Origin of the sequence: Paraburkholderia sp. D15 (assembly GCF_029910215.1) — a bacterium.
In the GTDB taxonomy this organism is placed as follows: Bacteria; Pseudomonadota; Gammaproteobacteria; order Burkholderiales; family Burkholderiaceae; genus Paraburkholderia.
Genome location: NZ_CP110395.1, coordinates 573,186 through 592,607, shown reverse-complemented (window position 1 = coordinate 592,607; position 19,422 = coordinate 573,186). Strand labels below are relative to the sequence as shown.

Here is a 19,422-nt window from a genome sequence, read left to right as displayed (position 1 = left end):
GGTGGGGTCATCGGCGGGCGGGATGGGGCGGGTTTGATATCGTATGGCCCGGGCCGGAACGGCATCTTCCGGATGCCGGTAGCGGCCCGCGTTTCAGATTTCTCAACGTTTCGCGAACCGATCGCCCCTCATGAGCACATCCGCCCTGCCCGCACGCCGCGCCCCCGATAGCTACGCGATCCTGCTGATGGTCGGCCTGTGCGCAATCTGGGGCTTCCAGCAGGTCGCCATCAAAAGCACCAACGCGGCATTGCCGCCGGTCTTTCAGGCGGGCTTGCGCTCGGCGGTCGCCGCGTTGCTGGTGTGGGGCTGGGCGCGCTCGCGCGGCACGCCGCTGTTTCGCGACGACGGCACGCTCGGCGCCGGCCTGCTCGCGGGCGTGCTGTTCGCCGCGGAGTTCGTGTGCATTTTTCTCGGCTTGACGCTGACCAGCGCGTCGCGCATGGCCGTGTTTCTCTACACCGCGCCGTGTTTTACCGCGCTCGGTCTGCACTGGTTCGTCGCCGGTGAGCGGATGCGGCGCATCCAGTGGCTCGGCATTGTCGTCGCGTTTGCCGGTATCGCGCTGGCCTTCGCGGACGGCTTCCTGCATGGCCACGGCGCGCACGGCGCCACGTTGCAAGGCACGGCCGGCGACGCGCTCGGCGTGCTGGCCGGCATCGCCTGGGCCGCGACCACGGTGGTGGTGCGCGCCACGCGACTCGCGCAATCGAGCGCGAGCAAGACGCTGTTCTATCAACTGGCGGTGTCGGCAGTGGTGCTGCTCGCGCTCGCGGCCGGACTCGGTCAGGCGCACGTCGACACGGTGACGCCGCTCGCGTTGCTGAGCCTCGCGTATCAGGCGGTGATCGTCGCGTTCGTCAGCTATCTGGTGTGGTTCTGGCTGTTGACGCGCTATATCGCGTCGCGCCTGTCGGTGTTTTCGTTTCTCACGCCGCTGTTCGGCGTGAGTTTCGGTGTGCTGTTGCTCGGCGAGTCGTTCAGCTTGCGCTTTCTGATGGCCGCGTTGCTGGTGCTGGCGGGCATCGCGCTGGTCAACGCGCCGGCGCGGCGCGCGACCGTGAACAGCTAGGATGCGTTGCCCTTAACCGTTATCCGCCCGTTAGCCGTTAGCCGTTAGCCGTTCCCCGCGACGATCTGCGCGACGCGCACGTATTCGGCAACCGGCACGTCCTCCGCGCGGCGCTGCAGGTCGAAGCCGATCGCGTCGAAATCCACCTTGTCGCGGAACGCGGCCAGCGTATTGCGCAACATCTTGCGGCGTTGCGAGAACGCCGCCGTCACCACGTCGCCGAGCACGCGTTCGTCCACGTCGGGCAGTTCGTGCGGCTCGTACGGAATCATTCGCACGATCGCGGAATCGACTTTCGGCGGTGGGTTGAACGACTCGGGCGGCACGTCGAGCTGCTTGTCGATCACATAGCGGTATTGCAGCATCACCGAGAGACGGCTGAAGGCCTTGCTGCCCGGCTCCGCCACCATCCGCTCCACCACTTCGTTCTGCAGCATGAAATGCTGGTCGATCACGCAATGCGCGAACGTCGCGAGGTGGAACAGCAGCGGGCTCGAAATGTTGTACGGCAGGTTACCGACAATGCGCAGCGAGCGCTTGTCGCCCGGCGCGGCGAGCGAACCGAAATCGAACGCGAGCGCGTCGCCCGCGTGCAGCTCGAGCAGCGCGCCGAATTTCGTCTTCAGACGGCCGATCAGGTCGCGGTCCAGCTCGACCGCGTGCAGCGGCGCCTCGGGCGTCGCCAGACGCTCGATCAGCGGCTCGGTGAGCGCGCCGAGACCGGGGCCGATCTCGACCATGCGCTCGCCGCGCTGCGGCCGGATCACGTCGACGATCGAATCGATCACGCCCAGGTCGACCAGAAAGTTCTGACCGAAACGCTTGCGCGCGATATGACCTTGGTGCCGGCCCTGTTGCTGTCTGCTGGTGGACATCGAAGAAACGCTAAAGAAAGAGAACTGCTTAAAGAAAGGGAATATGCGGCGCGTGCGTCATATCCGCCGCACTCGGTCAGAACGGGCGGCGCACGCGCTCAACCGCGCAAACTACGCCGGCGCCAGATCGGTCAACCCGCGCGGCGATGCCGCGCCATCGACACCGCGGTTTCGATCGCGGCGATCAGACTGCCCGCGTCGGCGCGGCCCGTGCCCGCGAGATCCAGCGCGGTGCCGTGATCGACCGACGTGCGGATGATCGGCAAGCCCAGCGTGACGTTGATGCCTTCGCCGAACGTCGCGTACTTCAGCACCGGCAGGCCCTGATCGTGAAACATGGCCAGCACGCAGTCGGCCTGATCCAGATAACGCGGCTGGAACAGCGTGTCGGCCGGATACGGACCCGGCGCGTCGATGCCCTGCCCGTTCGCGAGTTTCAGCGCCGGCGTGATGACCTCGATTTCCTCGCGGCCCAGGTAGCCGTTTTCGCCCGCATGCGGATTGAGGCCCGTCACGAGGATGCGCGGCGCCGGCAAACCGAAGTGGTGTCGCAGATCGTGATCGATGATACGCAGCGTCTCGACGATGCCTTCGACGGACAACGCCGCCGACACGTCCTTGAGCGGCAGATGCGTGGTGGCGAGCGCGACGCGCAGCGGCCGCTTGCCGGTGCCCGCCAGCATCATCACCACGCGCGGCGTGTGCGTGCGCTCGGCGAGGTATTCGGTGTGGCCGGTGAACGGCACACCGGCATCGTTGATGGTGCTTTTTTGCAGCGGCGCAGTGACGATCGCGTCGAAGCTGCCGGCCACCGCGCCGTCGATCGCGCTATCGAGCAGATCGAGCACGTAGCGGCCGTTGGCGGCGTCCAGCTTGCCTGCCTGCACGGGCGCGCCGAGCGGCCGGTGCTGCACGCGGATGCGTTTGCCGTCCGCCTGCAACGCGGTCCAGTCGACGCCGACCGCCCGCGCGCGCGCGGCGAGCAGCGCCGCGTCGCCCAGCACGGTGAATTGCGCGTGCGGCCAGTGCGCCGCCGCGCCGGCGAGCGCCTGCACGGTCAACTCGGGACCGACGCCGGCGGGTTCGCCGGTCGTGATCGCGATGTGCACGGCGCTGGACGGGGCGGCGTTCGTCATGACGATTACTGCGCGCTCGACAGCGTGGGTTTCACTTCCACGTACGCGGTGTCGCGCAACTCACGCAGCCAGTCGGCGTAAGCCTGTTCCGCCTTGCGCTGACCGATCGCCTGGCGCGCGAGGTCCATCTGCTGTGCGACCGAGCCTTCGGCGTCGCGGCGGCCCAGCACCTGGATCAGGTGGTAGCCGTACTCGCTGCGCACCGGATCGCTGATCTGGCCGTCCTGCAGGCTGTTCATCGCGCGCTCGAATTCCGGCACCGTTTCGCCCGGGCTGATCCAGCCGAGATCGCCGCCTTGCGACGACGAGCCGTCCTGCGAATACGTGTGTGCGAACTTCGCGAAGTCGCCGCCCGCGGCGATTTCGTTCTTGATCTCCAGCAGCTTCTGACGCGCCTGCGGCTCCGACATGCCGTCGCCGACGCGCAGCAGGATGTGGCGCACGTGCGTCTGCACGAGCTTCGGCGCGTCCGAGGCGCTGCCTTGACCCGTGCGGCGATCGACCAGACGCACGACTTCGAAGCCGTCGTTGGTGCGGATCACGTCCGGATTGATTTCGCCCGGACGCAGCGAGGACGCGGCCTTGACGAACTCAGGCGGCAGCTTCGACGGCTGCACGTAGCCGGTATCGCCACCCTTGGACGCATCCGGCGCCTGCGAATTGGCCTTCGCGAGCTTCTCGAAGTTCGCGCCGCCCTTGGCTTCGGCAAGCAGGGCCTGAGCCTTCTTCTGCGCCGCTTCGATATCCGTTTCCGACGCGTTCAGCGGCGCCTTCAGGAAAATGTGCTGCATGTGCAGATCGCTCGTCAGGCCGGCGTTCGGGCCGCGCTGACTGGCGATGTAGTTCGCCACCTCGGCGTCCGACACCACGATCTTGCTGTCCACTTCCTTCTCGCGCAGACGCGACAGCGTGAGCTCGGTGCGCGCGTCTTTCTTGAAGGTGTCCCAAGGCACGCCTTGCGCCTCGATCCGCGAGCGGTAGACCTCGAGCGGCAGGTTGTTCGACTGCGCGAGCCGTTCGAGCGTTTTCTGCACGGCGGCGTCGTCGACATTGATGTTGTCTTCCTTCGCCTTCTGCAACTGGATGCGTTCGAGCACCATCTGGTTCAGCACCTGCTGACGCAACTGGTCCATCGGCGGGACCGGCGCGTTCTGCTGATTCAGCCGGCGCGTGATCAGTCCCATGCGATCGTCGAGCTCGCGCTGCGTGATGACACCGTTGTTGACCACCGCGGCAATGGTATCGACCGTCTGGCCGTTACCGACGCCGGCCAGCGCCTGCGCCTGAACCGGCGCAACCGACAGGAAAGACGCCACGGCGGCAAGACCAGCCGTGAGCGTTGCCAAGCGAAGCTTTTTCATGATTGCCACAGATACTCCAATGATGTCGGGCACGCGTTGGCCCGTCTTTTCGTACTCTACGCACGCTATCAACGATCGCGTCCGAACCTGCGTCATTCGTAATTGGTGAAACGCGCCTGCGGCGGCAACGGCGGCGGCGGCGGCGAATAGCCCTGCACGCCGTTGCGGAACGCGGCCATCAGACCATTGTCGACGCTCGCCAGACCCTTGAACGTCAACTGCGCGAGAAACCGCGTGCTGGTCTGATTCTGACCCGTGGTGTTCAAACCGTTCGCGTAGCGCTGGATCCCGGCGCCGAGCGTCCAGCAGTCGGCGTCGTACTGCAGGCCTACCAGGCCGTCGACGATGCGCTTGGCGCCCAGGTCGTAGTTGAAGCGCGCGACGCTGTACACCCGATGGCTCAACGGCCATTGCCCCGATACCAGCACCTGGTTGATCGGCGTGTTGTCCAGCGTGGTGTTCGCGCGCGTGTAGCGGTACGCGACGTTGATCACCTTGCCGGTGGCCGGACTGAAGCCGAAGCCGACGCTCGTCTTCACCAACTGGTTGTTGTCGGCATTATATTGGAACGCCGTTTCCGAAGCGAAACCGGCGCCGAGCTTGAGCGAGGCGCCCACGATCAGGTCCGAATGCGTGGCCTGCGTGCTGGTTTGCGTCGGCGTCAGCGTGACGCGCTGGTCCTGGAAGTAGTACTGCTGCGCGATCACGAAGCGCGCGCGTTCGTCGCCCGTGGCCGGGTTGATGAAGCGCGTGGTGATGGCGGCGGTCAGGCGGTTCGCGTCGGCGATCCGGTCGTTACCGACGAAGGTGTTCGGCGAGAAGATTTCCGCGAGCCCGAAGTCGGACTCGGCGGTATCGAACAGCGGCGCGAATTCCTGATTGCGGTACGGCGTGTACACATAGTACAGACGCGGTTCCAGCGTCTGGATGTAATCCTCGCCGAAGATCCGCACCGAACGGTCGAAGATCAGTCCGGTGTCGAACGTGAAGGTCGGGATCGATTCGGTGAAGTACTTCGGCGTGCCCACCGGCACGTCGGTACTGATGTTGTTCAGGTTGTACTGCGCGAAGTGCCATTGCACCTTCGGCGTGACGAAGTAGCCCGGCCCGATCACCGAATACGACACGTACGGGTTGAACATGACCCGCTGGCCTTGAGTCGTGTCCGCCGTCGTGATGCGGAAATTCGAGTAATCGGCCTCGGCGCCGTAATCGAAACCGCCGACGTTGTACTTCGCGTACTTCACGTTCAATTGCGGTTCGCGGCCGTACGGCGCGACCGACGGCGTCAGCGTCTGCCAGTGCTGCTCGCGCGCGAGCACCGACCACGGGCCGTTGTTGTAGGTCAACCCGGCTTCCTGCTGATACAGGAGCTGGGTGCCGTTCATGAACTGGCTGACCGACGACGACAGGTCTTCCGGATACGTGTTGTCCGAGACCTTGTTGTAGTAGATGTAGCCGCCGAACCCGTCGCCGAAGTTCTGGTTGTGCTGGATGTACAGCGCGTAGCGGTTGGTCTTCGTCAGCCGGTCGTCGGGCAGGAACTCACCGGTGATCGAGCCGGAATACGTGGGCGACAGATAACGGAACGACGACTGCAACTGCACGCCACGCTTCGAGATCAGCCGCGGCGTGATCGTCAGGTCGCGATTCGGTGCGATGTTGAAGTAGTACGGCACCGACAGTTCGAAGCCGTTCGACGAACTCAGCGAGAACGTGGGCGGCAGAATGCCGCTGCGCCGCTCGCCCGACAGCGGAAACGACAGCCACGGCGAGGCGAACACCGGCACGCCCTGGAAGAACAGCACGCCGTTATAGGCGACGCCTTCGTCCGCGCCGGTGTCGAAATCGAACTCGCTGCCCTTGATGTACCACGCCGGATTGTCCGCGCACTGGCAGGCCGTGTAGGTGCCCTTGGTGAACACCGAGCGTTCGTTGTCGAGCAGATCGACGCGCTGCGCGCTGCCCGAACCGCCCGTCACACTGAAGTGGTACTTCGGCGCGGTCATGAAACCTTCGCTCGAATCGAGCCGCATGTGCGCTTCGGGACCGATGAACGTATTGCCGTTGTTGTTGATGTGGACCTGGCCGTATGCGTCGGCCATGTCCGTGTCCTGATCGTAGTGCAGCGCGTCGGCCTTGATGACCATCGTATTGCGCCGCACCTCGGCCGAACCCTTGGCCGCCAGGTCCTGGTCGGTCGTGCCGCTGGTCGTGTCGCCGAGTACGAAGGTGGCCGGCTTCTGCCCCTGTTGCAGCGGATGCTCCTCGAGCTGCGGCGCGAGCTGCATGCCCCACGTCGAATCGATTGGTTGCGGCTGCGCGGCTTCCCCCACCAGCTGGGCGTGCGCAAGCGCGGGCATCAGGCCCGGAACGGCGAGCAACGCCGCGACGAGCCGCCTTTTGCGCGGCACTACAGCACAAGAGGAAGGGGTTTGGGAAAGCTGTCTAGGCGGCATGTATCGTTTGGCGAATCGGCCCGTCCGTCAGCTCCTGCAGTCACGATCCACCGCCTGCGCACCCCGACCGTGACAGTGGGCTGCGCATCAAGATTGTCAATGATTCGAACGGTGAGGCGGGCGGTGAAGCGCACTACGCTCAAGCTGGCGTGAGTCGCGTCAAAAAAGTCGTGGGGTATTATATGGCAAGACGTTGCCCCTCTGAATTTGCCGCCGGTTTTCATGACGCTGCCCCCTTCCCAAGACACGCAAGACACTCGCCTCGACCTGCTCAAAGCCTGGCTGCACGGCCACGCCGGCCGCTATGCGCTCGAGCTCGACACCCTCGTACCGGCTTCGTCCGACGCCAGTTTCCGCCGCTATTTCCGGCTTGCCGGTAAGGCGGCGGAAGACAGTGCGGCCGGTACCCTGATCGCCGTCGATGCTCCGCCACCTGAGAAATGCCGCGAATTCGCGCAGGTCGCGCAACTGCTCGACGCCGCCGGCGTGCATGTGCCACGCGTGCTGGAAGTGGATGTCGACGCCGGCTTCATGCTGGTCACCGATCTCGGTACCGCGTCGTATCTCGACGCGCTGACCGAAGCGCAACGCGGCGACGACCCGCGTCGGGCCCGCACGTTGATGCGCGATGCGCTCGACGCGTTGATCCGCTGGCAACTGACTTCGCGCGAAGACATGCTGCCGCCGTTCGACGAAGCGTTCCTGCGCCGCGAGATGGAGCTGATGCCGGAGTGGTTCATCGGCCGCCATCTGGGCCGCGAGGTCGACGAGACCACGCGCGGCCTGCTCGATCGCACGTTCGCGCTGCTGATCGCGAGCGCACGCGCGCAACCGCAGGTGTTCATGCTGCGCGATTTCATGCCGCGCAATCTGATGATCGCCGCGCCGAATCCCGGCGTGCTCGACTTTCAGGACGCGGTGTACGGCCCGATCACCTACGACGTCGCGTCGCTGCTGCGCGACGCGTTCCTCGGCTGGGACGAAGAGTTCGAGCTGGACTGCTTCGTCTACTACTGGGAACGCGCGAGGAAAGCCGGTCTGCCGGTCGATCCCGACTTCGGCGAGTTCTACCGCCAGATCGAATGGATGGGCCTGCAACGCCACATCAAGGTATTGGGTCTGTTCTGCCGGATCCACTACCGCGACGGCAAGGCGCACTACATGAACGACCTGCCGCGCTTCATCGGTTACGCGCGCAAGGTGGCCGAGCGCTATGCGCCGCTGCGTCCGTTCGCGAAGCTGCTCGACGACCTCGAAGGCCGCGCAAACGAAGTCGGCTACACCTTCTGACCGATGACGATGCCCTTGAAGAAAGCGATGATTTTCGCCGCGGGCCGCGGCGAGCGCATGCGTCCGCTGACCGACACGTGTCCGAAGCCCTTGCTCGAAGCCGGCGGCAAACCGTTGATCGTGTGGCAGATCGAGCGGCTCGCGCAGGCGGGTTTTCGCACCATCGTGATCAATCACGCGTGGCTTGGCGAGCGGATCGAAGCCGCGCTCGGCGACGGTTCGCGCTGGCAGGTCGCGTTGCGCTACTCCGCCGAGCATGAAGCGCTGGAAACCGCGGGCGGCATCGCGCAGGCGCTGCCGCTGCTGGAAGACGAAGCTCAGGGCGAAGTGTTCGTCGCGGTGGCCGGCGACGTGTACTCGGACTTCGACTACACGGCGCTGCACGCGCCCGCCGAGCGGCTCGCCGCGCTGCCCGAGCCGGGCATGCATCTGGTGATGGTGCCGAATCCGCCGTTTCATCCGAACGGCGACTTCGGTCTCGTGGATGGCGTGCTGTCTCTCGACGCGCAGCCGCGTGTGACGTTCGGCAGCATCGGCCTGTACGACACGCGGATGTTCCGCGATCTGCCGCGCGGCACGCGGCGCGCGCTGTCGCCGTATTACCGCGAGACGATTTCGCGCGGGCTCGCGAGCGGGGAGTTGTACGAGGGCTTGTGGGAGAACGTCGGCACCGCCGCGCAGCTTGGCGAACTGGATCTGCGGTTGAGGCGCGGCGCCTGAATTAGTGGCCCGACCAGTGGCCTGACTAGCGGCCTGACCTAGCGCCCCGTACTCTCCGTATTCGCTGTATCCGCCGCTTCAGGCGCTTGCGGCGCCTGCGCCGCGCGTTGCTGCTGCAACGCCCACATCTGAGCGAACAGTCCATCGGCGCGCAGCAGTTCCGCGTGCGTGCCGCGCTCGACGATACGCCCCTTGTCCATCACGATGATCTGCTGCGCGTGCACCACCGTCGACAGCCGGTGCGCGATGATCAGCGTGGTGCGCTCGCGGGCGATCTGGTCGAGTTCGTGCTGGATCGCGCGCTCGGAGCGTGAATCGAGCGCCGAGGTCGCTTCGTCGAACAGCAAAATCGGCGGGTTCTTCAGAATGGTCCGCGCAATCGCCACGCGCTGCTTCTCGCCACCCGAGAGCTTCAGCCCGCGCTCGCCGACCGGCGTGTCGTAACCCTTGGGCAGCGCCTCGATGAAATCGTGGATATGCGCGGCGCGCGCCGCCGCGATCACTTCGTCGCGCGTCGCCGAAGGCCGGCCGTACGCGATGTTGTAGTAGATCGAATCGTTGAACAGCACCGTATCCTGCGGCACGATCCCGATCGACGCTCGCAGCGAATCCTGCGTGACGTCACGAATATCCTGACCATCGATGGTGATCGCGCCGCCCGCCGCGCGGTCCAGATCGTAGAAGCGGAACAGTAGCCGCGCGAGCGTCGATTTGCCCGAGCCGCTATGACCGACCACCGCGGTCGTGGTGCCTGCCGGAATCGTGAAGCTCACGTCGTGCAGAATCTGACGCGCCGGTTCGTACGCGAAATTCACCTGCTCGAAGCGCACCTTCGCGCCCTTCACCTGCAACGCCGGTGCGCCTTCGCGGTCGGGCACTTCCTGGGCGGCGCCGAGCAGCGTGAACATGCGGTCCATGTCGGTGAGACTCTGCTTCAACTCGCGATACACCACGCCGAGGAAATTCAGCGGAATGTACAGCTGCAACATGAATGTGTTGATCAGCACCAGATCGCCGAGCGTGAGCCGCCCGGCCATCACGCCTTGCGTGGCGCGCCACAGAATGAACACGAGCCCCGTGCCGATGATCGCCTGCTGACCGAAGTTCAGCGCCGACAGCGAACGCTGCGACTTGATCGCGGCCGTGCGATAGCGCTTCAGGTTTTCGTCGTAACGGCCCGCCTCCCATTCCTCGTTGCCGAAGTATTTGACGGTCTCGTAGTTGAGCAGCGAATCGATCGCGCGCGAGTTCGCCTTCGAATCGAGATCGTTCATGGTGCGGCGGAAATGCGTGCGCCACTCGGTGACTTTCACCGTGAACACGATGTACACCGCCAACGCGATGAACGTGACCACCGCGTAATACCACTCGTACTTGACGACGAAAAAGCCGAGCACGAGGCCGACTTCGACCAGCGTCGGCAGAATGCTGTAGAGCGAATAGGAAATCAGTTGCGTGATGCCGCGCGTGCCGCGTTCGATGTCGCGCGACATGCCGCCGGTCTGCCGTTCGAGGTGAAACCGCAACGACAGCGCATGCAGATGACGGAACACCTTCAGCGCCAGTTGCCGCACCGCGCTCTCGGTCACCTTCGCGAACAGGATCTCGCGCAGCTCGGTGAACAGCGACGTGGATAGCCGCACCACCGCGTACGCGACCACCAGCAGTCCGACGCCGCCGAGCAGCACGATGGCCGGCGAATCGTGCGCCCGGCCGAGCGCGGTGAGATGCTGGACGGACGACAGACTGTCGACGATCCGCTTCATCACGATCGGCACGCCGAGATTGGCGACCTTCGCGCCGACCAGACAGCTCAGCGCGAACACGACGCGCCATTTGTACGTGGCGAGGTACGGCAGCAGCGACAGAATGGTCTGCCAGTCGTTGCGCGGCTGGGTGGAAATGGGAGACGGTTCGGACGAGGGCGTGCGGCGCATGGAGATCGGCTGGGGAAAAGGTGGAATAGCCGGAGTTCGCAGCGGCGCGCGCGAGCATCGCGGACCGGCTTACCGGCTCACCGCTTTTTGTCGCGCGCGCCCGGCTGGGCGCTTTCCCGTACAATTCCTGATCTTTCTATTGTCGCAGAAGCCGGCTGGCGCCGCTTTCCATGGGCAGTCCGGTCGCCGGTCGTGAAGGGACCGCGTAGCCTGGCTGTCGTGCCGCGGTGTTGCCGTATAACCCGCGTGAGCGGGTCCGGCCCGCACCATGGCACGTGAACTCCCGCGCCTGCCAGTCGAGCCGACCGAGCTCAATCCGTTTCCCCAAGGGTGTCCCATGTCCGATCTTCTTCAACTCCCGCAAAAATCCTGCGCGCTGCGCGTCGTGCCGCAACCGTCGGATGCGAACGTCCACGGCGACGTGTTCGGCGGCTGGATCATGGCGCAGGTGGACATTGCCGGTTCGATTCCGGCGAGCCGCCGCGCCAACGGCCGGGTCGCGACCATTGCGGTCAATTCGTTCGTGTTCAAGCAGCCGGTGTTCGTCGGCGATCTGCTGAGTTTTTACGCGGATATCGTCAAGACGGGCAAGACGTCGGTCACGGTGTCGGTCGAGGTTTACGCGCAACGTATGAGCCTGACCGAGGAAGTCGTGAAGGTGACGGAGGCGTTGCTGACGTATGTGGCGACCGATACCGATCGTCGTCCGCGCGCGTTGCCGGTACTGGAGTGAGTTGAGCGGGAGTCGCCGAGCCACTGAATCGCGACATCCGGTACACGCATTCGAGCCTGAAAACACGGGCTCAAAAGAAAACGAGGCGCCTGGGCGCCTCGTTTGCATTTCACCGCCCTACGTTCCGCTCGACCTCCGCGCTTCACGTAATCAAGTGGCGATGCTGCCCGCTAACCCACCTCGCTCACTGACTCGCCGCCGCCCCCGCCGCGGCTTTCTTCTGAGCGTTCTGCAGATCGGTCGGATAGTTCGGATCGTTACGCGACGGGTTGTAGCCGTTCGCTTCCAGCTTCTTCAGCTCGGCGTTCTTCTTCGCGCGTGCCTGTTTGCGCGCGGCCTTGCGCTGTGCCTTGGTGGTCGTCACCTTCGACGCGGCCGTCGGCTTGGCCGCATCCGAATCGTCGCCCGCCGCGCCGCCGCCTCCGCCGCTCTGCGCGAACGCCGGTGCGGCACACGCCACGCTCAGCACCACCGATGCGAGCAGTACAGCCAGTTTCCTTGCAGGTGAAGCAGTCATTGTTCTCTCCAGTCGAGTTGGCAATCATGCGACGGCGCAACGCCCGGGCTCCGGGAAAAGGCAGCGAACAGCGAAGGCGAAAACGGACAGCGAGCAAGCGGGCGCGACGCCAGTGAATCGATCGAGGTTTCGTCGAAATTCGGTGTCGAAGCTTGATACCGAAGTTTGGTGCTTGCTTCTCCCAGCACAGCACGCGATGGGAATCCCGAATATAGCCGACCGCACGCCGTCCGCAAACCGCTTTCCACGCACCACGACGGGGCTAGAGCGCGCGAATCGGCGATACAGCGGAAACGTTCTCGCGCAGATACGCGTCGACCTCGCCTTCGATCCACTGCGCGAAATGCTGCTGCCTCAGGCTGAGGATTTCGCGCTGTTGCCACACGAGCCAGTACGGGTATCGGTAAGGCACGCGGATATCGGTGATCTGCATGAGTTCGCCACGCGCGAGCGCGGGCCCGACCAGACTGAGCCGTTCGAGCGCGATGCCCTGCCCCATCCGCACCGCGCCGATCACGATGTTCGAGTCGTTGGCCGACAGCACCACGGCCGACTCCGCCGGCTCCGCCACCTGCGCCGCGCGGCACCAGTCGCCCCACGGCGTATCCGGGCTGGCAATCAGCGGACAGGCGAGCACGTCTTCGGCGCTGACGGGAAAGCGCCCGTTCGGCGCCAACGCGAAATGCGGCGCCGCGACCGCGACGATGTCGTCGTCGAACAGTTTCTGCTGCGCAACGTCGGGCCAATGCCCCTGCCCCATGCGGATGGCGACATCGCACGCGCCCTCGCGCAGATCCTCGACACGCAGACTGGTCAGCAGACGCACCCGGTAGTACGGATGCGCGTCGCGGAAGCTGGGCAGACGCGGCACGAGCCAGTGCTGCGCGAACGACGGCAGGGTCGCGACCACCAGTTCGCTTTCCTGCGGACGCGCCTGCGCGCGGCGGGTCGCCTCGGTGATGTCGCGCAGTGCGGTACGGATGTCGAGCGCGTAAAGGCGGCCTTCCTCGGTGAGCCGCAAGCCGCGCGCCTCGCGCACGAACAGCGCGACGCCCATGCTCTCTTCCAGCACCTTGATCTGCTGGCTCACCGCCGAATGCGTGACATGCAGTTCGCGCGCGGCCAGCGTGACGCCGCCCAGACGGGCGACAGCCTCGAAGCAGCGCAGCGCGGTCAGAGGCGGAATAGGTTTCATGTAAGAAATTCTGACGTAAACCGTCGATTAATGTCGCTTTTTCTTGCGCACGGAGATGCTTAATCTATCGCGTGGAAGCGCCGCACCGCGAAGGCGTTGCACAGCCCCAGCACAGCGGATCGCGGCGCGCGATGATAGAACTTCTAACGGGAATGTGATGAAACTGATCGGTATGCTCGACTCGCCCTATGTGCGCCGGGTCGCCATCTGCCTCAAATGGCTGAAGCTCGACTTCGAACACGAGTCGGTTTCGGTGTTCAGCACCTACGAGCAGTTCAGGAAGATCAACCCGGTCGTGAAAGCACCGACGCTGATCGCCGACAACGGCCTGGTCGTGATGGATTCGAGCGCCATTCTTCAATACGCAGCGACGCTGGCCGGCGCGGACCGGCAACAGCAACTGTTTCCGACGCAACCGGACGCCGCGTTGCGCGCCGCCTATCTCACCGGCCTCGCGCTGGCCGCCAGCGAAAAGACCGTGCAGATCGTCTACGAACGCAATCTGCGGCCGGCGGAAAAACAGCATGAACCGTGGATCGAGCGGGTGCGCTCGCAGTTGTTCGCCGCGTATGACGAACTCGAACGCGCACTCGCCGCCGCATCCGCGCCCGCCAATCCGGATCGCTTCGACGCGGCCGACATCACCGTGGCGGTCGCGTGGCGCTTCACGCAGTTGATGTTGCCGGAGATCGTCGATCAGGACGCGTATCCGCACCTGAAAGCGTTTTCAGCGCTGGCGGAAGCGTCGCCGCTTTTCGTGGACACGCCGCCGGTGTGAGGTAGCTCAAACCGTCGCAGCTTCGCGCTTCATCCCGCCTTGCAGCAGTTCGGAGATCGCTTCCGTCGACAACGGCTTCGCGAAGTAGAAACCCTGCATTTCGTCGCACGCGCGCTCTTTCAGGAAATCGAGCTGCGCGGACGTCTCCACGCCCTCCGCGATCACCTGCAACTTCAGTGAATGCGCGAGCGCGATGATCGCCGAGGTGATCGTTTCGTCGTCACCGGACACGCCGATGTCCGATACGAACGAGCGGTCGATCTTCAACCGGTCCACCGGGAAGCGCTTCAGATAGCTGAGGCTCGAATAGCCGGTGCCGAAGTCGTCGATCGCGAGGCCGATGCCGAGCGCGTGCAGTTCGTTGAGCATCGACACCGCCTCTTCGGCGTTGCGCATGATCGTGCTCTCGGTCAGTTCGAGTTCGAGGTACTGCGGCTCCAACCCCGTCTCGGCCAGCACCTGCATCACCAGCTTGGCGATATCGCGCTGCTGGAACACGCGCGCCGACAGATTCACCGACACGCGCGCGGGGGGCAATCCCTCGTCCTGCCAGGCCTTGTTCTGCCGGCACGCTTCGCGCAGCACCCACTCGGACAGCGGCCCGATCAGGCCGCTCTCTTCCGCGACCGGAATGAACGACGACGGCGGCACCAGTCCGACTTCCGGATCGCGCCAGCGCACCAGCGCCTCGGTCCCGACGATCTGCCCGCTTTCGATATCGACCTGCGGCTGGTAGTGCAGCAGGAACTCGTTATCGCGCAGCGCGCGCCGTAGACGCCGCTCCAGATTCAGCCGCGCGCCCGCGCTTGCGTTCATCTCCGGCTGATAGAACTGGAACGTATTGCGACCCATGTCCTTCGCCCGATACATCGCGAGGTCGGCCTTCTTCATCAGCGTTTCCGCGTCTTCGCCGTCCTGCGGGAACAGACTCGCGCCCATGCTGCAGCCCACGTACAACTCGGTGCCGTCGAGCCACACCGGCTCGGAAATCGACGCGCGCACGCGCTCCATCCACGCGATCAGCGATTGCTCGTCGACGGTATCGGTCATCACGATCACGAACTCGTCGCCGCCGTGACGCGCGACCGTGTCGCTGGTACGCGTGCAACGCGCGAGCCGCTCGGCGACCACGCTCAACAGCCGGTCGCCGACGCTATGGCCGAGACTGTCGTTGACGTTCTTGAAGCCGTCCAGATCGATGAACACGACCGCCACACCCTTGTGATGCCGATGCGCGACGATCAACGCATGCTGCAGACGGTCGCGCAGCAGATTGCGGTTCGGCAGGCGCGTCAGGCTGTCGTAGTTCGCCTGGTATTCGAGCTGTTCCTGATACCGCATCAGATCGGTGACATCGTTGATCACGCCGATGTGATGGGTAATCACGCCGTCCTGGTTCGGCACCGGCGCGATGAACAGCTGATTCCAGAACAGCGCGCCGTCCTTGCGATAGTTGCGTACCACCGCGCTCCCCTCGCGATTCGCGGCGAGCGCCTGGCGGATCAGCGCAACGCCTTCCTGATCGCGATCGTCGCGTTGCAGCACGCGGCAATCGTGGCCGATCACTTCGGCGGGATCGTAGCCCGTGATCCGCATGAACGCCGGGTTCACGTATTCGATCAGATTGCCGCTCGGCGACGGCGCGGTAATCAGAATCGCGTTGACGCTCGCGTCGAGCGCGCGGCTTTGCAGGCGCAACGCGAGATCCGCGCGCTTGCGTTCGGTGATGTCCGTGTACGAGCCGAGTACGCCGATCACGCGGCCTTCGCCGTCGGTGAACGGCAGCTTGCTCGTGACCGTGGTGCGATGCACGCCGTCGATCACCAGATCGACCTCGAAACTCATCTTCGGCATGCCGGTGCTGACCACTTCCTTGTCGTGCTCGCCGAGCAGTTCGGAAAACGCGCGCCAGGGCATGTCCGCGTCGCTTTTACCGACCACCTGTTCCGGGTAAGCCAGCCCCGCGTCGCGCGCGAACGCCATGTTGCAGCCGAGATAGCGCGACTCCAGATCCTTCCAGAAAATCCGCTGCGGAATGTTGTCGATCACCGCTTCGAGCATCTGGTTCGAACGCTGCGCTTCGGCCTCGGCGTTGATCTGCTCGGTGACGTCGTCGGCCAGCACGAAGAACGCGGCGCGGCCCATGAAATTGAGCGCGTGATACGAAATGTCGGCGCTGATCGTCGACCCGTCCTTGCGACGGTGATGCCAGATGCCCGCCATCGTCCGGCCGCGCGGCACGGTATCGCTGCGCTGCAGGTGCGATTCGAGCCGCGCGATTTCCGCGTTCGGCCGGATCGCGCGAATCGTCATGCCGAGAAATTCGATCTCGGAGTAACCGTATTGTTTGATCGCCGCCGCGTTGACGGCGAGAAAGCGCAGCGTTTCGCGATCGAAGATGTACATCGGCACCGGATGATCGTCGAACAGGCCGCGAAAACGCTCGTCGTTACGGCCGAGCGCGCGCACGGTGCGCAGCTTTTCGCGGGCGCTGCTTTCGCGCGCGCCGAAGGTGAAGATCAGGAGCGCGCTGCCCGCCAGCATCGTGACGATCAGCAGGAACATCGCGCGCTGCGTTTCGCTCGTCGAGGTCGACAGCGAAGCCTGCAACTCGCGGCTCTCGGCGCCGCGCAATTCGGCCAGCGCCGTTTCGACGCGGTCGAGTCCGAGGCCGAGATGCGTGTACGTCGACGCCGCCCACGCGCGCGACGCGCCCGGCTCGGCATTGGCGCTCTTCAACAGCGCATCGTCGATGTCGCGTTGCAGCGCGTGGCTGTCGGTGCTCAGTTTCGCGAGGGCGTCGAGCAGCGCGGGTTCGCTGGCCAGCTCGTTGCGCAGGTCGCGCTCCAGCCCCGCGAGGGTCGCGCGCATCGCGAAGGCCGCGCCGACCGGTGCGGCTTCCCCCGTCGCTTCGAAGCGGCCAAGCGTGGCGAGGCTGCCGTCGAGCGCCGTCTGATAGGCGTCGAGGTTCGCGCGCACGCTGGTCGAACGCAGCATGCGCGCGTCGGCGTCGCGCTGCCCGCAAATCTGCGTGTAGGCGACGAACGCGTTTGCGCCGACCGCGGCCGCGACGACCGCCAGATTGATCAGCAGCCGCTTCGATAGAAAAGGAATCATGGGTTCCGAACGTCAGATCGTTCCGAGGGCGGGAACGCGCGCTCGCTTTCGCTGCGTGAGGCCGCATCGATACGAGTTTTTTTACGCGCTAACCCTTGGATAACGGCAGCGTTCGGAGCAGGTTGAGGGTGGAAGCGAAAAAAATCGCGGGCGGCGGTGGGCGGGCGACAGGCGAGCAGTAATTAAGCGCCGCCGCCAAATTCCTTCATGGCCGGCACGAAGTCGTGATTCGGCTCCGGCTTGCGCGACAGCTTGGCGAGCACGTAGCGCTGGAACGGATCGAGTTCCGCCCAACGCGCCACGCTCGGCGCGCTCAGCCCCGCGAGACCGGCCTGGCGGGTCACGCCTTCCGGCACGCTATCGGTGCGGCGCCACGCCGGCACGTCTTCCGGTGTGAACCATTCCGGCTCGACGTTCGCATGGGTGCGCAGCATTTCGAACAGTGCGTGGTCGAAATTCGGCTCGATCTCGGTGTCGTCCTCGACCGGAAAACGCGCCAGCAGCTTGCGGTCCTCGAGCGGCAGCAACTGCCACTGCGCGAGCGTGATACGCAGCCCGAAACGGTCGAGATTGAAGCGGACCGACATCGGGATGTAAGTGAAATTCTCCGAAGACTCGACCTCGAAGTTGAACAGAAGCGGCGCTTCGCTGAGTCCCATGACAGTGTCCTCGTGGATAGCGGGCAACATGCACGCCCGGCTTGAGGTATTTTAGAACCTTATTCGCGCGGCGACGGCCCTGGCGGGTCGTACGGCGCGCTGCGGCGCGGCATGACATCGCGCAACGCAGCGCGATGCTGCACGGCCCCCCGCCGATACCCCGCCATACCCCGCCCATACGCACGGCAGCATTGAGGAGCAGACAAGCTTGAACGAACTGGACACAGCCGCCGGCCAACCTGGCGCGGTGGAGCGCCGGGTGCACCGGCATCGCGGCGCGGCGGTCGAGACCGTCACCGACCATGTCGGCCAGGAATGGCCGGTCGCGCTCGTCTTCAACGGTATTTCGCACGCGGTGATGATGTGCACGCCGCGCGATCTGGAGGCATTCGCGGTCGGCTTCGCGATTTCGGAAGGGATCGTGGAACGCGGCAGCGACATTCAGGACATCGAGGTCGAGTTGCACGACGACGGCGAATTGCCGCATGCCGAAGTGCAATTGCAGGTGGTGCAGCAGGCTTTCGTCGCGTTGAAGGAAAAACGCCGCGCGCTCGCCGGACGCACCGGTTGCGGCGTGTGCGGGATCGAAAGCATCGATCTGCTGGATCTGGAACCGCCACGCGTGCCGGATACCGGCTTCTTGCAGCGGCTCGCGCCGGACGCCATTGCGCTCGCGGCCCGCGGGCTGCCCGAGCATCAGGCGCTCACGAAGCTGACCGGCGGCCTGCACGCCGCCGCGTGGTGCGACGCGACCGGCGCGATCCGCTACGCGTTCGAGGACGTCGGCCGCCACAACGCGCTCGACAAACTGATCGGGCAACTGGTGCTGGACCGCGTCGATACGCGCGATGGGTTCGTGTTCCTGTCGAGCCGCGCGAGCTACGAGCTGGTGCGCAAGGCCGCGCGCGTCGACGTGCCGATGGTCGCGACGATTTCGGCGCCGTCGTCGCTGGCGATCGCGATTGCCCGCAAGGCGGGCGTGCGGCTGGTGAGCTTCTGCCGTGAAACGAGTTACGTGGACTACGACACGCTGCAAGCGGGGACGGATTGACCGGTTGACCTGCCGGGCGCCTGCCGCCGGTCGCCCGCAGCGGCGTCGCCATGCCGCCCGCCTCGCCGCTATCGCCTTGATCCGGCACGGAAATTTGACCGATTGACGTGCACGATCGCGCGCCGGCGGATTAGCTTCGAAACTGGCCTCTTTTCGACGAATCGATCGCGCTTCGGGGAGCGCACACTGACATCGTGCCAATCGCAAGAGCAGAGCCAGACCATGTCATCCCGTCACGATAAAACCCGCCCGTTCGGCATCGATCTCGCCGACATGTTCACGCTCGACACGCTCGATCTTGCCCATCCGCCGGGCGTCGACCCCGACATGATGGACGGCCTGCATCGCGCGTCCGGCAAAGTCCTGCAACTCGCCACGCTGACGCATCAAGCCGTCGCGCGCGGCGATAAGGCGGCCGCGGAAGCGGCGCGGGCGTCGCTCGAAAAGCAGTTGGCCATTTCCACCAGCCTGATCGACCAGATTCTGTCCGACGGCACCGAACAACCCACGACGCACTGAACA

At 65.0% G+C, this 19,422-nt stretch carries 16 protein-coding genes; 7 read left to right on the top strand and 9 right to left on the bottom strand.

Going from position 1 to position 19,422, the window contains the following annotated elements; all coding sequences use genetic code 11:
- Positions 1 to 130: 130 nt before the first annotated feature.
- A complete protein-coding gene (locus LFL96_RS02560; protein ID WP_280997679.1) occupies positions 131 to 1,072 on the top strand; it encodes a DMT family transporter in 942 nt (313 codons plus the stop codon).
- Between the two features lie 44 nt (positions 1,073 to 1,116).
- Here the strand turns inward: LFL96_RS02560 and rsmA are convergent, their stop codons facing one another.
- The 4 genes from rsmA to LFL96_RS02540 all read right to left on the bottom strand — a co-directional run bounded on the left by rsmA (position 1,117) and on the right by LFL96_RS02540 (position 6,903).
- Positions 1,117 to 1,947, bottom strand: a complete 831-nt coding sequence (rsmA, locus tag LFL96_RS02555) for a 16S rRNA (adenine(1518)-N(6)/adenine(1519)-N(6))-dimethyltransferase RsmA (RefSeq protein WP_280997677.1) — start codon at positions 1,945 to 1,947, stop codon at positions 1,117 to 1,119.
- Positions 1,948 to 2,078: 131 nt separating this feature from the next.
- Positions 2,079 to 3,083 carry a 4-hydroxythreonine-4-phosphate dehydrogenase PdxA gene (gene pdxA, locus LFL96_RS02550; protein ID WP_280997676.1) on the bottom strand — a complete coding sequence of 335 codons (1,005 nt, stop codon included), beginning with the start codon at positions 3,081 to 3,083 and terminating at the stop codon, positions 2,079 to 2,081.
- Positions 3,084 to 3,088: 5 nt separating this feature from the next.
- A complete protein-coding gene (locus LFL96_RS02545; protein WP_280997675.1) occupies positions 3,089 to 4,453 on the bottom strand; it encodes a peptidylprolyl isomerase in 1,365 nt (454 codons plus the stop codon).
- An 83-nt stretch (positions 4,454 to 4,536) separates the two neighbouring features.
- Complete coding sequence (locus LFL96_RS02540; protein ID WP_280997674.1) at positions 4,537 to 6,903, bottom strand: LPS-assembly protein LptD; 2,367 nt, start codon at positions 6,901 to 6,903, stop codon at positions 4,537 to 4,539.
- Between the two features lie 222 nt (positions 6,904 to 7,125).
- Between LFL96_RS02540 and LFL96_RS02535 the strand changes: the two genes are divergently transcribed.
- Entirely contained in the window at positions 7,126 to 8,193 is a 1,068-nt protein-coding gene (locus LFL96_RS02535) for a phosphotransferase (protein WP_280997673.1), read from the top strand.
- Positions 8,194 to 8,196: 3 nt separating this feature from the next.
- The gene (gene murU, locus LFL96_RS02530; RefSeq protein WP_280997672.1) at positions 8,197 to 8,913 is read left to right on the top strand and encodes an N-acetylmuramate alpha-1-phosphate uridylyltransferase MurU; all 717 of its coding nucleotides are present in this window, start codon (positions 8,197 to 8,199) and stop codon (positions 8,911 to 8,913) included.
- 38 nt (positions 8,914 to 8,951) lie between these two features.
- Here murU and LFL96_RS02525 read toward each other — a convergent pair whose 3' ends face one another.
- Positions 8,952 to 10,850, bottom strand: coding sequence for an ABC transporter ATP-binding protein/permease (locus tag LFL96_RS02525; RefSeq protein ID WP_280997670.1), 1,899 nt, complete (start codon positions 10,848 to 10,850; stop codon positions 8,952 to 8,954).
- 337 nt (positions 10,851 to 11,187) lie between these two features.
- Between LFL96_RS02525 and LFL96_RS02520 the strand changes: the two genes are divergently transcribed.
- Positions 11,188 to 11,583, top strand: coding sequence for an acyl-CoA thioesterase (locus LFL96_RS02520; protein ID WP_280997668.1), 396 nt, complete (start codon positions 11,188 to 11,190; stop codon positions 11,581 to 11,583).
- Positions 11,584 to 11,767: 184 nt separating this feature from the next.
- On the opposite strand, the gene LFL96_RS02515 is transcribed toward LFL96_RS02520, so the two are convergent.
- Positions 11,768 to 12,100: a DUF4148 domain-containing protein gene (locus LFL96_RS02515; protein WP_280997666.1), complete on the bottom strand. Its 333-nt coding sequence runs from the start codon at positions 12,098 to 12,100 to the stop codon at positions 11,768 to 11,770.
- A gap of 262 nt (positions 12,101 to 12,362) precedes the next feature.
- Entirely contained in the window at positions 12,363 to 13,295 is a 933-nt protein-coding gene (locus tag LFL96_RS02510) for a LysR substrate-binding domain-containing protein (protein WP_280997664.1), read from the bottom strand.
- Between the two features lie 157 nt (positions 13,296 to 13,452).
- Between LFL96_RS02510 and LFL96_RS02505 the strand changes: the two genes are divergently transcribed.
- Entirely contained in the window at positions 13,453 to 14,073 is a 621-nt protein-coding gene (locus LFL96_RS02505; RefSeq protein WP_280997662.1) for a glutathione S-transferase, read from the top strand.
- Between the two features lie 6 nt (positions 14,074 to 14,079).
- Here the strand turns inward: LFL96_RS02505 and LFL96_RS02500 are convergent, their stop codons facing one another.
- Entirely contained in the window at positions 14,080 to 17,190 is a 3,111-nt protein-coding gene (locus LFL96_RS02500; RefSeq protein WP_280997660.1) for an EAL domain-containing protein, read from the bottom strand.
- A 182-nt stretch (positions 17,191 to 17,372) separates the two neighbouring features.
- Positions 17,373 to 17,849 (bottom strand): nitrate reductase associated protein, encoded by a 477-nt coding sequence (locus LFL96_RS02495; protein ID WP_280997658.1) that lies wholly within the window; start codon positions 17,847 to 17,849, stop codon positions 17,373 to 17,375.
- 208 nt (positions 17,850 to 18,057) lie between these two features.
- Here LFL96_RS02495 and fdhD point away from each other — a divergent pair, with 208 nt between their 5' ends.
- The gene (gene fdhD, locus LFL96_RS02490) at positions 18,058 to 18,900 is read left to right on the top strand and encodes a formate dehydrogenase accessory sulfurtransferase FdhD (RefSeq protein ID WP_280997656.1); all 843 of its coding nucleotides are present in this window, start codon (positions 18,058 to 18,060) and stop codon (positions 18,898 to 18,900) included.
- Between the two features lie 222 nt (positions 18,901 to 19,122).
- Entirely contained in the window at positions 19,123 to 19,419 is a 297-nt protein-coding gene (locus LFL96_RS02485) for a hypothetical protein (RefSeq protein ID WP_280997653.1), read from the top strand.
- The last annotated feature ends 3 nt before the right edge of the window (positions 19,420 to 19,422 follow it).

Coding starts and splice junctions, on each gene's coding strand:
- LFL96_RS02535 (WP_280997673.1), top strand. CDS start 7,126: ATGACGCTGCCCCCTTCCCAAGACACGCAAGACACTCGCCTCGACCTG.
- LFL96_RS02515 (WP_280997666.1), bottom strand. CDS start 12,100: ATGACTGCTTCACCTGCAAGGAAACTGGCTGTACTGCTCGCATCGGTG.
- LFL96_RS02485 (WP_280997653.1), top strand. CDS start 19,123: ATGTCATCCCGTCACGATAAAACCCGCCCGTTCGGCATCGATCTCGCC.
- LFL96_RS02520 (WP_280997668.1), top strand. CDS start 11,188: ATGTCCGATCTTCTTCAACTCCCGCAAAAATCCTGCGCGCTGCGCGTC.
- LFL96_RS02500 (WP_280997660.1), bottom strand. CDS start 17,190: ATGATTCCTTTTCTATCGAAGCGGCTGCTGATCAATCTGGCGGTCGTC.
- LFL96_RS02540 (WP_280997674.1), bottom strand. CDS start 6,903: ATGCCGCCTAGACAGCTTTCCCAAACCCCTTCCTCTTGTGCTGTAGTG.
- LFL96_RS02560 (WP_280997679.1), top strand. CDS start 131: ATGAGCACATCCGCCCTGCCCGCACGCCGCGCCCCCGATAGCTACGCG.
- pdxA (WP_280997676.1), bottom strand. CDS start 3,083: ATGACGAACGCCGCCCCGTCCAGCGCCGTGCACATCGCGATCACGACC.
- LFL96_RS02495 (WP_280997658.1), bottom strand. CDS start 17,849: ATGGGACTCAGCGAAGCGCCGCTTCTGTTCAACTTCGAGGTCGAGTCT.
- LFL96_RS02525 (WP_280997670.1), bottom strand. CDS start 10,850: ATGCGCCGCACGCCCTCGTCCGAACCGTCTCCCATTTCCACCCAGCCG.
- LFL96_RS02505 (WP_280997662.1), top strand. CDS start 13,453: ATGAAACTGATCGGTATGCTCGACTCGCCCTATGTGCGCCGGGTCGCC.
- rsmA (WP_280997677.1), bottom strand. CDS start 1,947: ATGTCCACCAGCAGACAGCAACAGGGCCGGCACCAAGGTCATATCGCG.
- murU (WP_280997672.1), top strand. CDS start 8,197: ATGACGATGCCCTTGAAGAAAGCGATGATTTTCGCCGCGGGCCGCGGC.
- LFL96_RS02510 (WP_280997664.1), bottom strand. CDS start 13,295: ATGAAACCTATTCCGCCTCTGACCGCGCTGCGCTGCTTCGAGGCTGTC.